Annotated in this window: 13 protein-coding genes; 11 read left to right on the forward strand and 2 right to left on the reverse strand. The window is 39.3% G+C overall.

Features of this window, described 5'->3' with window-relative positions; translation table 11 throughout:
• Window positions 1-88: 88 nt before the first annotated feature.
• The 6 genes from JOC77_RS12150 (at window position 89) to JOC77_RS12175 (ending at window position 7,600) form a co-directional block, all read left to right on the forward strand.
• Window positions 89-715, forward strand: a complete 627-nt coding sequence (locus JOC77_RS12150; protein ID WP_204543649.1) for an FMN-dependent NADH-azoreductase — start codon at window positions 89-91, stop codon at window positions 713-715.
• A 248-nt stretch (window positions 716-963) separates the two neighbouring features.
• Window positions 964-2,541 (forward strand): peptide chain release factor 3, encoded by a 1,578-nt coding sequence (locus tag JOC77_RS12155; protein WP_204543651.1) that lies wholly within the window; start codon window positions 964-966, stop codon window positions 2,539-2,541.
• A 940-nt stretch (window positions 2,542-3,481) separates the two neighbouring features.
• Complete coding sequence (nhaC, locus tag JOC77_RS12160; protein WP_204543653.1) at window positions 3,482-4,900, forward strand: Na+/H+ antiporter NhaC; 1,419 nt, start codon at window positions 3,482-3,484, stop codon at window positions 4,898-4,900.
• Between the two features lie 238 nt (window positions 4,901-5,138).
• Window positions 5,139-5,510 (forward strand): hypothetical protein, encoded by a 372-nt coding sequence (locus JOC77_RS12165; protein WP_204543655.1) that lies wholly within the window; start codon window positions 5,139-5,141, stop codon window positions 5,508-5,510.
• A 239-nt stretch (window positions 5,511-5,749) separates the two neighbouring features.
• Window positions 5,750-6,523, forward strand: a complete 774-nt coding sequence (locus tag JOC77_RS12170) for a TerC family protein (RefSeq protein ID WP_204543657.1) — start codon at window positions 5,750-5,752, stop codon at window positions 6,521-6,523.
• Window positions 6,524-6,946: 423 nt separating this feature from the next.
• Entirely contained in the window at window positions 6,947-7,600 is a 654-nt protein-coding gene (locus tag JOC77_RS12175) for a protein kinase family protein (RefSeq protein ID WP_204543659.1), read from the forward strand.
• 280 nt (window positions 7,601-7,880) lie between these two features.
• On the opposite strand, the gene JOC77_RS12180 is transcribed toward JOC77_RS12175, so the two are convergent.
• Complete coding sequence (locus JOC77_RS12180; protein ID WP_204543660.1) at window positions 7,881-9,278, reverse strand: amino acid permease; 1,398 nt, start codon at window positions 9,276-9,278, stop codon at window positions 7,881-7,883.
• A 618-nt stretch (window positions 9,279-9,896) separates the two neighbouring features.
• Here JOC77_RS12180 and JOC77_RS12185 point away from each other — a divergent pair.
• From JOC77_RS12185 to JOC77_RS12195, 3 genes are all read left to right on the forward strand, one after another.
• On the forward strand, window positions 9,897-11,042 hold the full coding sequence (locus JOC77_RS12185) for a DUF5667 domain-containing protein (protein WP_204543662.1): 1,146 nt from the start codon (window positions 9,897-9,899) through the stop codon (window positions 11,040-11,042).
• A 120-nt stretch (window positions 11,043-11,162) separates the two neighbouring features.
• Window positions 11,163-11,915 carry an RNA polymerase sigma factor SigI gene (gene sigI / locus JOC77_RS12190; protein WP_338047223.1) on the forward strand — a complete coding sequence of 251 codons (753 nt, stop codon included), beginning with the start codon at window positions 11,163-11,165 and terminating at the stop codon, window positions 11,913-11,915.
• Window positions 11,912-13,054: an anti-sigma factor domain-containing protein gene (locus JOC77_RS12195; protein WP_204543666.1), complete on the forward strand. Its 1,143-nt coding sequence runs from the start codon at window positions 11,912-11,914 to the stop codon at window positions 13,052-13,054. Before sigI ends, JOC77_RS12195 begins: the two co-directional genes overlap by 4 nt.
• 125 nt (window positions 13,055-13,179) lie before the next feature.
• Here the strand turns inward: JOC77_RS12195 and JOC77_RS12200 are convergent, their stop codons facing one another.
• Window positions 13,180-13,371, reverse strand: a complete 192-nt coding sequence (locus JOC77_RS12200) for an alpha/beta-type small acid-soluble spore protein (protein ID WP_204543668.1) — start codon at window positions 13,369-13,371, stop codon at window positions 13,180-13,182.
• Between the two features lie 303 nt (window positions 13,372-13,674).
• Here JOC77_RS12200 and JOC77_RS12205 point away from each other — a divergent pair, with 303 nt between their 5' ends.
• The gene (locus JOC77_RS12205) at window positions 13,675-14,508 is read left to right on the forward strand and encodes an NAD(P)/FAD-dependent oxidoreductase (protein WP_204543670.1); all 834 of its coding nucleotides are present in this window, start codon (window positions 13,675-13,677) and stop codon (window positions 14,506-14,508) included.
• Window positions 14,509-14,530: 22 nt separating this feature from the next.
• Window positions 14,531-14,683, forward strand: a complete 153-nt coding sequence (locus JOC77_RS12210) for a hypothetical protein (RefSeq protein WP_204543672.1) — start codon at window positions 14,531-14,533, stop codon at window positions 14,681-14,683.
• Window positions 14,684-14,727 lie beyond the last annotated feature (44 nt).

Consider the following 14,727-nt stretch of genomic DNA (forward strand, 5'->3'; position numbering starts at 1 on the left):
TAAATAGTTTTATATGATTTATTTTGTATTCGAGATAAATAGATTAAAAGTTTATTTTGGATGCGAAAAATATCCTTGAGGTGACATCATGACTAAAGTTTTGTACGTTAAAGCAAATCCGAAAGAAGATCAATTCTCGTTTTCTGCACGAGTAGCAAATGAGTTTATTAACACTTATAAAGAAAAGAATAGCAGCGACGAAATTGAAGTGCTTGATCTGTACAGCACAAACCTGCCATTAATTGACCGTGATGTTTTGAACGCATGGGGCAAGATCGCTGCAGGCGGCGAATTAACTGAAAATGAGAATGCAAAGGTTTCTCGATTAGTTGAATTAGTGGACCAATTCTTGGCTGCTGATAAGGTAGTGTTCTCTGCTCCAATGTGGAACTTTGGATACCCTCCATTGATGAAGGCTTATTTAGATGCTCTATGTGTAGCAGGCAAAACGTTTAAATATACAGAAAACGGCCCTGTTGGACTTGCTGGTGATAAATCAGTCGCACTGATTGAAGCACGCGGAGGCATTTATTCAGAAGGTCCTGCTATGGAAGTGGAACATACGGAAAGCTTCTTTAAAACGATAATGGGCTTTATCGGAATTAATAATGTCCAGACTGTACTTGTTGAAGGTGTAGCAATTGACCCTTCTAAAGCAGAAGACATTGTAGGCGAGGCAGCCTCTAAAGCAATAGAGCTTGCAAAACAATTCTAATATCCTCTTTAGGTAAAGCAGTGAACCTGGTTCACTGCTTTTTAATGTTCTATCTGCGTAAACAGAAATCTCTCCTTATAGCTGACCCTCAAAAATTCTTTCCAGAAGATCCATTACTTTTTCTCTACATGAATCTGTATTTTTTTTCAATTATCTTCCCCAATTTATGCCCATAGAAAAAGGAAGGGGAATATGATATAGTTGTTTGATGAGTATTTTGAAAGATATATATAGGAAGGAAAGAAATAATGAAAGCTTCTGTTAAGGATGAGGTACAATCCAGAAGAACGTTTGCAATTATTTCCCACCCCGATGCCGGTAAAACTACGCTGACCGAAAAGCTGCTGCTTTTTGGAGGAGCGATTCGTGATGCGGGTACTGTAAAGGCACGTAAAACGGGAAAATATGCTACAAGTGACTGGATGGAAATTGAAAAGCAGCGTGGAATCTCCGTAACTTCAAGTGTTATGCAATTTGATTATGAAGGATTTCGCGTCAATATATTAGACACCCCTGGCCACCAGGATTTCAGTGAAGACACATATCGTACTCTTACTGCTGTAGACAGCGCAGTCATGATTGTAGATTCCGCTAAAGGAATTGAGGAGCAGACGATCAAGCTGTTTAAAGTTTGCCGTATGCGCGGGATTCCGATTTTTACTTTTATTAATAAAATGGATCGACAGGGAAAACCTCCTCTTGATTTGCTTGCGGAGCTTGAAGAAGTACTTGGTATTGAATCGTACCCAATGAACTGGCCAATTGGCATGGGCAAGGACTTTATGGGAATTTATGACCGTTACTTCAATCGAATCGAACTATTCAAGGATGAAACAGATAATCCGTTTATTCCGTTAAATGAGGATGGAGAACTTGAAGCGGGTCATGAGCTGGCAGATTCTCAATTGTTTGAACAAACATTAGAAGAAATTATGCTTCTTTCTGAGGCAGGAAATGAATTTTCTGAGGAACGGATCGCGAATGGGACCTTAACTCCAGTATTCTTCGGCAGCGCACTAACGGCTTTTGGAGTTCAAACATTCCTGGATACTTATTTGCAATTTGCTCCGCAGCCTCAGCCAAGAAATTCAACTTCTGGAGAAATTAATCCTGTAAGCGATGATTTCTCAGGATTTATCTTTAAGATTCAGGCTAATATGAATCCAAAGCACCGCGATAGAATTGCCTTTCTGCGTATTTGTTCAGGCCAGTTTGAACGGGGCATGACCGTGTTCCAGAGCCGGACAGGAAAGCAGATCAATCTGTCTCAGTCTACTCAGTTTCTTGCTGACGACAGGAATACGGTTAATGAAGCTGTCAGCGGAGATATCATTGGGCTGTATGACACAGGCAACTATCAAATAGGGGACACTATTACAACGAACAAGGATATGTTCCAGTTTGAAAGACTGCCGCAGTTTACTCCTGAAATGTTTGTCCGTGTAACCGCCAAAAACGTAATGAAGCAAAAACACTTCCACAAAGGCATCCAGCAGCTGGTCCAAGAAGGGGCCATTCAGCTATTTAAAACCGTCCGGATGGAAGAATATCTGCTAGGTGCAGTCGGACAGCTTCAATTTGAAGTGTTCGAACACCGGATGAAAAATGAGTACAACGTGGATGTCTTAATGGAACGCGTAGGGACCAAAGTAGTCCGCTGGGTTGATGACGAGAAAATAGACGAAAACCTCTCCAATTCCAGAAGCGTCCTGGTAAAAGACCGTTTCGATAAATACGTTTTCTTATTCGAAAATGAATTTGCACTAAGATGGTTTACAGATAAAAATCCGGATATTAAATTATACAATCCAATGGATATGAAGTAATTTAGAAACTGGAGCAAAAACCTTAAATGGTTTTTGTTCCTTTTTTGTTTGTACAAGATAAAGGTGGGCCTGTTTTTTTATGCCGTTGCCTGAGAACCCAATAATTTAAGAAATCCCCCCTTAAATTCAGAAAACCCTCCTTAATTTTAGGCTCTGTTAAAGCTCATTATAGATTTGGCACTATGTTGATTGGAACACGGATACGCGAGACTCCTGCGTGAAAAGCGAGCATCCTTCGCTGCAATCAACAGGCAATTTAACAGAGCAATAATTTTAAAAACATCTTAAATCTTGGGAAATCCTCTTAAATCTCAGAAAACCCTCTTAAATCTCAGAAAACCCTCTTAACCACTGGAAATCTATAAATTTCACCTTAAAATGATTAGAGCATTCCACAAAGACCCGTGACATAGCACAGGCCGACGTATTTGAAGAAAAAATTAATAAAGTATCCAGATTTCTGAGCCTTAAAGGTCCACTGACTAATGGTTCCTCTAAATATTTTGCTTTTACTTAGAATAAAAGACTGAAAACGCACCATGAAAAGCTGGACCTCAAAATTGATCAGCACAAGCCTAGGGATCAGATATCCCAAGTGCTTGCAGCACAGCTCCTAATATATTCATTGACAAAACTCAAAAACTATATTATTCTACCAATATACTTTAGTGCTTAAAAGCGTTTAAGTGTGTTAGTATCCGTTAGCAGAAAGCTAGTAATTTAATTGCGGGCAGCAGGCAGAGACCGAATGGAAGCTGAAAATTCGGGCAGCAGTTTTAATGAAATACATCTGCAAAGAAAACGGACATTTTTAAAGTGGGTAAACAATTATGTTTATCAAATAGGGTGGTACCGCGGAGCTTCTTCGTCCCTATATGCAGGCGATAGGCTTTTTTATTTTGCCTGAAAGTAAAGACTGCACAAGGAAAGGGAGAATATCATGCTGGCAGATCAGTCTATTTTAAAGCTTTCGTTCAAAGAAGCATTGATCATTTTTATTCTTATTTTATCAATCATCAGTTTCGGGATTATTGGGTTAAAAATGGTGCCGCATTTGCCGATCATAGCGGCCATTGTGGGTTTACTTATATATGGAAAGCTGAAGGGCCTTCATTTCAGTGTAATGGAAAAAGCGATGGCTCAGGGGGCCTTCTCAGCCATGGGAGCTATATATATCTTTCTGTTTATCGGGATGCTCATCAGCAGCTGGATGATGAGCGGGACAATCCCTACAATTATGTACTATGGATTTGAGTTTTTAAGTGGTTCTGCGTTTTATGCCATTGCGTTCTTAATAGCTTCCCTGGTGGGACTCTGCATTGGCAGCTCCTTAACTACATCAGCCACTATAGGAGTTGCGTTTATTGGGATGGCTGGAGCAATGGATGTTTCAATGGCCATTACTGCTGGTGCGATTGTATCGGGTGCCTTTCTAGGGGATAAAATGTCGCCGCTATCTGATACTTGTAATCTTGCTTCTGAAACAGTAGGCGTAAACTTATTCGAACATGTACGGAATATGTTATGGACTACTGTTCCGGGATTTATCATCTCGTTCATCATTTACTTTTGGCTGTCACCAAGTATTGATTCAGGCCAGGTAAAAGAAATAGGAGTTTTCCTGGAATCACTCAAAAGAGAGACAAACGTAAGTATCATCAGCCTGTTTCCATTTGTCTTAGTTGCTATTATGGCCTTGAAAAAGGTTCCGGCTGTGCCGACACTGGCAGCAGGTATAATCTCAAGCTTAGTAATCGCATTTACTGCGGAAGCAAACATAACTTTAGCATCAGCAGGGCAGGTTTTGTTTTCAGGGTACAAGCTGGACAGCGGAATCAAGGAGCTGGATTCCATCCTCTCACGCGGCGGCATGGAGAGTATGATGTTTTCCATTTCACTTGTGCTGCTTGCACTTGGTATGGGCGGCTTATTATTTAAATTTGGCATTATCCCTGCTTTGCTGGATAAAGCAGCTCACCGGCTAAAAAAAGCTGGCAGGCTCATTACGGCAACAGTATGCACAAGCATCGGAGTAAATGTCCTCATTGGGGAGCAATATTTATCCATATTGCTGCCGGGGAAAACGTTTCAAGCAAGCTATGAAAAGGCAGGCTTAACTAAAAAAACTCTGGCGCGGGCATTAGAAGACGGAGGTACGGTTGTTAATCCGCTCATTCCATGGGGGGTATCTGGCGTTTTCTTAACACAAGTATTAGGTGTCTCTACTATGGAATATGCTCCATTTGCTTTCTTTTGCCTGCTTTGTCCGCTGCTATCCATTCTTAGCGGGTTCTCAGGAGTAGGAATTTCTTTTAAAAATCCACAACCAATACCAAATGATGTGCTCATGAGTAAATAACTCATGGGCTTTTTATTTAGTTTACTTCAGAAAAATGAGCGGAACATGCAGTATTTAATTAGAATATTCAAGAGAAAAAGGCCATTCAGTAACAGGAGAGACGATAAAATTTGATGGGCCTTTTTATTTTGAATTTTTTACATGCGCTCCGTTTTTCGCCGATTATCCCGTTTTAGGCTCATCCTCTGCAGCGGTTAATTTGGTTCCAGTCGACTATATTATCAAGGCTGATGCATTTTTGAGCCTCAGTGATAAAGGAATACATAAAACTTATCACTTAACAGATCCTGATCCATATACTGTAACAGAGATTTATTCCTTGTTAACCCATGCTTACTTGAAACGGAAACCAGCAGGTAAAATACCAATAGCTGCAGGGAAAGCTGTTCTCCCCATAAAGCCCTTACGAAAATTTTTAGGAGTTGAAAAGGAAGCACTCGATTATTTTACCTGGAATGGCCGGTTTGACTGCAGTCAGGCACTCGCAGATTTAGCGGGTTCTGGTATATCTTGTCCCAATTTTAAAGATGGGATTGGCAGTTTGGTGGAATTCTTTTCAATAGCCGGTATCAAATTCCCATTCGTTAAAAAGTTCTTGCGAAAATTCTGAGTTCAATTATAATAATAAATAACTAAAAGAATATGAGTACTTCTCAAAGGGGAGTAGCGTTAGGGTAACACCTAAAACAAAGTCGTCAATTCATGGACCTGTTCCATCGGCTTTGTTGACATGAATTCATGTTTAGCAAGACCTTTGCCACTGGCAGAGGTCTTTTTATTTGTTTCCAGACTTTGGACCGAAGCTAGTATCAGTGCAGAGGCAAAATAAAACTATTGGAGGTAGCAAAGATGGAAGCATCAGTTTTATTGGAGTATGGATGGGTATTGTTAGTGCTTATCGGGCTGGAAGGTATATTAGCTGCAGATAATGCAGTAGTTATGGCAGTTATGGTAAAGCATCTGCCTAAAGAACAGCAGAAAAAGGCTTTGTTTTATGGTCTTATGGGTGCGTTTGTGTTCAGGTTTGCAAGTTTATTCCTCATTTCTTTCCTTGCGGATGTGTGGCAGGTTCAAGCCTTAGGCGCTCTTTATTTATTATTTATAGCAACCAGCCACTTGTATAAGAAGTTCGCGGGAAGAGAGCAGGTAGCCCACAAACCTAAGGAAAAGAAATCCTCGTTCTGGATGACGGTATTAAAGGTTGAATTAGCGGATATAGCTTTTGCCATTGATTCTATGCTTGCAGCAGTTGCACTTGCAGTCACGCTGCCAAAAACAGGCTGGTTCTCAATTGGCGGTGTAGATGGAGGGCAGTTTACAGTGATGTTCCTTGGAGGGGTAATTGGTCTTGTCATTATGAGGTTTGCTGCCAATTATTTTGTAAAGCTGCTTCAAACAAGACCTTCACTAGAAACGGCTGCTTTTATCATTGTAGGGTGGGTAGGAGTCAAATTGGCTGTGTTTACTATGGCTCACACGAAAATTGGAATTCTTGATCATCATTTCCCAGAATCAGCTCCATGGAAATTTACGTTCTGGGCAGTTCTGATTGGAATTATCATCGTCGGTTTACTTTTTTCAAAGAAAGAGGGAGACCAGGCAAAAGAGGCAGAAAATCATTAAGGCCATGAAAAGGGAGACTCCGAAAAAGAGTCCTCTTTTTATTTTTCTATAACTGTAGACACAGAGGTAATAAGAACTTTACAATATTTGTAATGAAAACGATAAAAGTGCAAAAGCATGTTTTTCCCTGCGCTTCACCTGCGGATGATCTGCAGGATAAATTAGAGTTACAGTGAGATTTTTATGCCAGCTTGATCGTATAGAATATGCTTAATATAACGATCTCTATACAGCGACAAACTATGGTATGATATTTTGAGCTTATAGAATGATCAAAAACAGTCATAATTATGGATAGGCAGTTATAATCAGTTTATACTTCTCGTTATCAAAGACAAAAAAATTAAACAAGCTTCATAAACAAGGCAGTTTTCGAAAGCCTGCTTTGTGTGCATGGTAAAGCTGGGCTAAGAAGGGGAAATTATGCAAATAGAAGAATTTAAAGATCTGATTGAAAAAAGCCTGCTTCCCAATATAGACCTTAAGGCAGACAGTCCCTTTGATCCTATACTAGTCCGTAATTACAGTGCTTCCTGGAAGCTGCTGGGAAATGGAAATTATGCAGCAGTTTTTGTACATAGCTCTAGGCCAGAATGGGTTGTGAAAGTGTATGGAAGAAATCAGGAGGAATTAAAAAAAGAGATACAAGTCTACCAAAAACTCGGCAGTCATCCTTCCTATTCCTTTCTATATGGATATGGAAAAAACTATTTAATACTCAAACGGATAGACGGAATCACCTTATTTAACGCTCTGGTAAAAGGAGTCCCTATTCCGGAATCTGTAATAAAGGAAATAGACACCGCCCTTAAAGATGCGAAGACTAAAGGGCTTAATCCATATGATGTACATGGGAAAAATGTGGCGATGAACGGCGGCAGGGGATATATTGTCGATATCTCTGATTTCTATAAAAAAGGCTATTGCAGCAAATGGGATGACTTAAAAAAAGCGTATTATCGTATTTATAAACCATTTATTTTTAAATTTCATCCGCCTTTCCCTTTTGCAATAGTGGATTCGATCCGAAAGGGCTATCGATTGTATAAAAAAGTAAAGCGTAAGAAGTACTGCTAACCTGCGTCTCCATACCACAATAAACAAAGTCTTCATGTCCATAAAAAATCAAAGCTGCCTGCAATTATGCAGACAGCTTTTTTTACGTTTGACTTAGATAAAGTTCATTGTTAATTTTTGCACAGGTTGATTGGAGCGGAGGGCGCTAGACTCCTGCTCAGAAAAGCATGTCAAGGGAGACCCCGCAGGCGTACACGTGAAGAGGAGGCTCCCGGACCGACCGCGGAAAGCGAGTGCCTGCAGCGGAAATCAACATCCAAGTTTAACAGAGCCTTACGTATTAATCTACGCTGATCTCTGCTTTTATGGAAGAAGAGTTCTTTCTCCGGTGAAACCCTTTGCCATAGAAAAAACATACTAACATAATAATCCAGATTGGTCCTACGATTAACGCGATACGAGTATTCGGAAAGTAGGCCATTAGTGCAATTACAACAGCTAAAAAGGCGAGCGATATATAGGAACTGAATGGATAAAAAGGCATTTTATATTCCATTTTGCTCAGTTCTTGCGGGCTCAGAGATTTCCGGAATTTCATCTGGGAAATCAATATCGTTGCCCAGGTCCAAATCGCTCCAAATGTGGCAATACTCGTTACCCATGCAAATACCTGTTCAGGCACTAGATAGTTTAAGCATACCCCAATCAGCAGCGCTCCTGCTGAAACGAGCACAGCTGTTGAAGGCACTCCGCTTTTATTCACCATACCGTAGCTTTTTGGAGCTTCACCTTGCTGCGCAAGGTTAAACAGCATACGCCCGGTACTGAAGATTCCGCTGTTGCATGAAGAAAGTGCTGCTGTCAGCACAACAAAATTGATAATGCCTGCAGCCCCTGGTATCCCGATTTTTTCAAATGTAAGAACAAATGGGCTGCCCTCTTCTCCAATTTTATCCCAAGGATAAATCGACATAATTACCGTTAACGATCCTACATAAAAGATCAATATTCTCCAAAATACAGAATCGATGGCACGTGAAAGTGACTTTTTCGGATTCTTTACTTCCCCAGCCGTTACACCTATCATTTCAACGCCAAGATAAGCAAACATTACCATCTGAAGAGACATTAGCACTCCGGAAATCCCGTTAGGAAAGAATCCGCCATGTGCAGTCAGGTTGCTTAGCCCTGTAGCTGCACCGCCGTTTCCTAATCCAAAAAAGATCATGCCGGCTCCTACAATAATCATAAGCACAATCGTAACAATTTTAATAAGTGCAAACCAGAATTCGAGTTCTCCATAGGCCTTAACAGCCAGGAAATTTACTGCAGTCATAATTATTAAAGCACCCAGTGCCCATAACCAGCGGGGAGTTCCTGGAAACCAAAATTCCATATAGATCCCAACTGCTGTAATTTCTGCCATACATGTGACAACCCAAAGGAACCAGTAATTCCAACCAGTAATATAACCAGCCAGCGGGCCGATATAATTATTGGCATACCGGCTGAATGAACCGGCAACCGGGTTTTTAATAGCCATTTCCCCAAGTGCTCTCATTATGAAGAAAATAACAAGGCCTCCTAAAGCATAGGCTAATAAGATCCCTGGTCCCGCAAGCTCTATTGCAGAAGCAGAACCAAGAAATAAGCCCACCCCAATCGCTGCGCCCAGTGACATTAATGTAATATGTCTTTCTTCTAGACCCCTCTGTAAACCACTATTTTTACTGCTCATAAATTTCTCCTCTCGCTGTTAATCTACTTTTTAAGTATTATCTTACAATAAAAAGGAAAACGCTTACAAAGAGATATTATCAGAAAAATCACCTATTTGTCTAATAATATTTCATACTAGAATGATATATATCGATAGTATTTTTGTAAAGTAATTTCCTATAAAAACTAGAATCAGCCATAAAGAATGAATGGCGCTGAGCTTAAAGCCGCAGAAATTGTATGAGACTGTAAATTCCTGCTGAAAGCACCCCCAAGAAAATGAACCACTGTTCGAATGCTATAGTGAATAGTTTGTCAGATACCAGGAGGTGCGGATCAGCGCATGATTGATATAGACCAGCTGCTTGAAGCCACAAATTCAGAGCTTGATATAAATGAATTTAACTTTCATTCGATAGATATTGATACTTTACTTGATAAAACAGCAGATTGGTAAGAAAGGTTTCTCTTCATGTATGGAGAGAAACCTTTTTTTAAAAAATAGTTTACGTATATAGAAAGAGGGTAAATAGATTGGTTTTAAATATTTTTCGGTTGTACCCCCTAAAATAAATAACAAAAGCCGAATTGATTTGATGAACGTTCAAAATACATAAAAATTATGGGGTGTTTGAGAATGAAAAAAGATTCGGCCAAAAATGAAAAGAATACACAGAAATTAGCTAAAGCAGCATTAGCGCTTGTTTTAACAGGTTCCATTGGGTTATCGGGAACTCTTGTTCATGCAGAAGAAAATGAACAAAAGAAAGAATACGAAACAGTAGATTTGGAAAAAAGCAGTACAAGTGATGCGGCTGAATCAGGAAAGGTCCTAAAAAAGGATGAAGAGACTGGGTTGGTTCCAGGAGACTTCTTCTATTTTACGAAAATAGCCTTAGAGAAAATAAAATTGGCATTGACAGTTAATGATGAAAAAGAGGCTAAACTTTTATCAGAATATGCGGCCGAAAGACTGGCAGAAGCAGAAGCGCTATTTGCAGAAGGAAAACAAGCAGAAGCGATTGAAACAATCAAAAAGGCTGTTCGTGATATGGAAAACTCAGACGAACTTATAAAAGAAGATGAAAAGGATTCAGAAGAAATTAAACAAGAAGAAAAAACTAAAGATAAAGCTGAAGCAGTAGATGTAGAAACGGATGATTCAGAAGTAAAAGAGGGAGCAGCAGATGCTGACAAAAAATCTGAAGTTGTTTCCCAAAATATTATTGCATTGAAAGCAGCTCTAGAAAAAGTGGAAAATCCAACTGCAAAAGCTGCTCTGCAAAAAAATATTGATAAAACATACGAGCGCTTAGCGAGAAAGCTTGAGAAATGGGAAGCAAAAAAAGAAGAATCTGAAAAGAAAACTGAAGAGCAAAAGCAAGAAACTCCTGTAACACCAGCAGAAACAGTACAAGAAACTCCTGTATCACCAGCAGAAACAGTAAAAGAGCCTGTTGCAGCTGCGAAAACTGAACCAGCTGTGACAGTTCCGGCAGCAGAAAAAGAAGAGGCGACTGTTAAAGCTGTCACACCGGTAAATCCAGTAAAACCAGTAAATCCAGTAAAACCTGCTGCTCCACTGAAAGCTTCCCCTAAATCAGTCAAGCAAGAAATAAAAGCTAAAGAAAAAGCAGTAAAAGTAGAATACAAAGCCAAACAAAAAGCTGTTAAGGACGAATACAAACAAGTGAGACAAGAATTAAAACAGCAAAAGAAGGCAGTGAAACAAAAGGCTCCAAAACAAAAACAAGAAAACAAAGGTCAAGAAAAACAAAAATAATTCTGGCTAAATTACTACCTGCTTGTTTATGAAAAGATAGTTCTTTAGGAACTATCTTTTCAAAAGCCTATCCTTAGAATGTAATATTGTACTCTATGATATAATGTTCGGTGGATAGGGGTGAGACTAATGCTAAGTTTGTTATTTACTGCGTTTAAAAGAAATCGCTCTTTAGATGAGACCATTTCTAAAATACAAGAGGGTGACCAGTCCCTGCGCAATGAATTAATTGAAAGCTTTAAACCCTTTATTGCCAAAACGGTTTCGTCTGTTTGTAAACGATATATAAGTCAATCTGATGATGAATTTAGCATTGGTCTTATAGCGTTCAACGAAGCAATAGAAAAATACAGCCCGGAAAAAGGCCGTTCTCTTATTGCATTCGCAGATACATTAATCAAAAGGAGAATCATTGACTATCTTAGAAGCCAGTCTAAGCAGAGACATCTGGTTGTTGATCTTGCCAGCAGTGATGAGCAAAAGGAACAAGAACATTATTTAGAAACGGAACAATCTTTAAATGAATATCATCTAAAGCAAGAAGCTGAGAGAAGAAGAGATGAAATTATTAAATTCCGTGAAGAGTTAAATGAGTACGATGTTCAGTTTGCTGATTTAGCTGAAAACAGCCCGAAGCACACAGATGCCAGAAAAACCGCAATATCCATTGCTGAACAAATCGCTTCCGATGCCGTATTAACAGCTTATCTAAAAGAAAAAAAACGTCTGCCCATCAAGCAGCTGGAAGATATAGTTTCAGTCAGCCGAAAAACATTGGAACGAAACAGGAAATATATTATCTCTATTACACTCATCCTTTCTGGGGATTATGTGTTTATGAAAGACTATATTAAAGGGGTGCTGGAAGAATGAAGGGCATTATTTTAGATGTCGGCAGCGACTTTATTACATTATTAACCCCTGATGGCCAATATTTAAAAGCCCAGAAGCAGCAGAAAGAATATTTTATCGGAGAAGAAGTTTCCTTTATCCCTGCTTCCAGCCCGGACACCAAGAAAAAGAACAAAGGTATATCAGCTTTTTTTCGCAGAAATTCGGTACTTCTTACTTCTGCAGCTGCTTTCCTGTTAATGCTGTCCCTGCTGCCAATGCTCTTCTCGGATAAAGCTTCTGCTTATATGACCATTGATATCAATCCAAGCCTGGAACTTGGACTGAATGACGAGCTTCAGGTCATAGATATTGAGGGCTTGAATAAAGAAGGCAAAATCATATTGAAAAAGATTACGAATTGGAAAAAGGAAAGTGTGGGGCTGGTAACCAATAAGATTATTGAAGAAAGTAAAAGAACTGGTTACCTTGCTAAGCAAGAAGAAATCGTGGTTTCTACTGTGATCATGAAAGATGAAAAACGCGAAATGGACAGTAAGCTGGATAATGCATTGAATTCTTCTCAAATAAAGCAGCATAATCCAGATGCTAAATTTACCGTGGTTAAAGCTTCTCTATCTGACCGAGAAAAGGCTATAGAAAAGGGAATTTCAACAGGGAAATATGTAAAATCTCAAGAACAAAAAGAAAAAAAGACTAAAAGGCTTATTAAACCAGTCGATTCTGTAAAAGAGTCTAAACAGCTGCATGATAAGACGAAAAAGAAATCAGAACCAGCTACGAAACAGAAAAGCAAAAAACCGGCATCGAACAGTACTGTTCCTTCACCAGAGGCAAAAGTAGAAGAAGGAAAAAATAATCGAGCCGTTTCACAGCAGCAGCCTAACAAAAATAAAGCTCAAAATAAAGTAAACCAAAACAGCAGTAAAACGAATCACGAGGATCACAGCAATAACCAGCGATATAAAAAAGACAACAAAACTGACATAAAGAGAGAAAAAAAGTTAGAGCCCGCTGAAAAAAAAAGGGTAAAGTCTCGCCCCGCCAACCATAATAATGGTAAAAAAAATCAGACTCAGGCATCTAAGCAGGATACTGAGCCTCACATCCAGACTGTCTCTAAGAAATACAAGGAACATAAACACTCTAAGGGTAATTAAATTCAGGAGAACTCCCGCAGCCGGCAGGCAGCAGGGAGTTCTTTTTTATATAGGGGTCAGCCAAAAAGAGTCAGATTTTAATTAAAACCTGAAGTTTATTTGAAATTCACGTGTATTCAGTTAGTTTACAGTTCGCCTTTAAGCTGGGATTGTGCTTGAGCAACAAGTCGTTTTGTAATTTCTCCGCCAACAGACCCATTAGCACGAGAAACTGTTTCAGCACCAAGCTGCACACCAAATTCCTGGGCGATTTCGTACTTATATTGATCTAAAAATTGTTCAACACCTGGTACTAGCAAAGAGTTTCTACTTGGCATGGTTCTTACCTCCATATAAAGCAGCATCAGAGAAAAACTCTCTGTACAATTAGTATAGGACAGGAAGGCTTTAATTATTTCGTTTTGAATACTATTCTTTTTGGGTCAATTACCTTTATTTGATGGAAACAGGACATATACTTTTCGGGAAAAAGCCAAGTATGGCTCTTGTTTTAAAATCAGATACTAAAAGGGTGGGGTGAGAGCAATTGAATTTAGTTTCCGGTAATTTATATTGGGAGAAAACCCTGGATCAGCCTGAACCTTTTCCTGTCCTTTCAAGAAGACCTGATATGTGATGTCTTGATTATCGGGGGAGGCATAACTGGAGCGCATTGTGCCTATTTCCTGAGTAATACTGGATTACGTGTAGTGGTTGTGGAGAAAAGGAAAATTGGAAAAGGGAGTACATCTGCAAACGCAGGTCTTCTTCAATATATCAATGATAGGTCCCTTACTGCAGCGATCCATAGATTCGGGGAAGACAAAGCTGTCAGACATTATTCACTTTTCCAAAAGGCGGTACAGATTGTAAGAGAGGAAATTATTCCTAAAATCGGAACCGGCCTGGATTATTGCACCAGAAACAGCCTATATTTTGCAAGCACCAAGGCCGATGAAGATTTTTTAATTAAGGAGTACCAGACATTAAAGCAATATAAATTTCCAGTTGAATTTTACACGAGAGAAATGATACAAAAAGCTTTTTCATTTTCAAAGCCTGCCGCACTTGTTTCGAAATCGGAGGCAGAAATAAATCCCCTCAAATACACCCACGCTCTTTTTAAATTTGCAGCAGAAGCCGGGGTCAAAGTGTATGAGGAAACAGAAATAATCGGCAAAACAAGGAGCTCAGAAGATTATCATGTAGTTACTTCTAATGGACATACCATCAGGGCAAAGTATCTCGTATACTCAATTGGGTATGAGGCCAGTCATCAAATTTCTGTAACCAATGCCTTTCTTACTACTTCTTATTGTATTGTAACCAATCCATTAAACATTAAAAATTGGAAAGACCGAATGCTAATATGGGAAACGGCGAGACCATATCTTTATGTAAGGACCACTCAGGATAACCGAATTATAGCAGGCGGGCTTGACGAAGATACCGATTTAAAAGATTGCCTATCATAAAAAGCATCCTGGCTGTTTTTATTTGATGGGGTATGGAGGAAGCGGTACGATCGATGGAATTATCCTCTCTAGAATCGTAAAAAATCTCATCATAGACGGTTTTGATGACGATTTTAATTTGTATGCAGCTTGTTTCGGAGAACCAGAGGCCATAAGATTAGAAAAGATGACTTAGATCCAAGCGTTCTAAGTCATCTTCTATTTTTTTTGTGAAGGGCC

This window comes from Peribacillus deserti (assembly GCF_016909175.1).
Classification (GTDB): Bacteria; Bacillota; Bacilli; order Bacillales; family DSM-1321; genus Paraperibacillus; species Paraperibacillus deserti.

Bases quoted from the DNA above. Each gene is read 5' to 3' on its own strand.
- nhaC (WP_204543653.1), top strand. From the start codon at position 3,482: ATGCTGGCAGATCAGTCTATTTTAAAGCTTTCGTTCAAAGAAGCATTG.
- JOC77_RS12170 (WP_204543657.1), top strand. From the start codon at position 5,750: ATGGAAGCATCAGTTTTATTGGAGTATGGATGGGTATTGTTAGTGCTT.
- JOC77_RS12155 (WP_204543651.1), top strand. From the start codon at position 964: ATGAAAGCTTCTGTTAAGGATGAGGTACAATCCAGAAGAACGTTTGCA.
- JOC77_RS12150 (WP_204543649.1), top strand. From the start codon at position 89: ATGACTAAAGTTTTGTACGTTAAAGCAAATCCGAAAGAAGATCAATTC.
- JOC77_RS12185 (WP_204543662.1), top strand. From the start codon at position 9,897: ATGAAAAAAGATTCGGCCAAAAATGAAAAGAATACACAGAAATTAGCT.
- JOC77_RS12195 (WP_204543666.1), top strand. From the start codon at position 11,912: ATGAAGGGCATTATTTTAGATGTCGGCAGCGACTTTATTACATTATTA.
- JOC77_RS12200 (WP_204543668.1), bottom strand. From the start codon at position 13,371: ATGCCAAGTAGAAACTCTTTGCTAGTACCAGGTGTTGAACAATTTTTA.
- JOC77_RS12180 (WP_204543660.1), bottom strand. From the start codon at position 9,278: ATGAGCAGTAAAAATAGTGGTTTACAGAGGGGTCTAGAAGAAAGACAT.
- JOC77_RS12175 (WP_204543659.1), top strand. From the start codon at position 6,947: ATGCAAATAGAAGAATTTAAAGATCTGATTGAAAAAAGCCTGCTTCCC.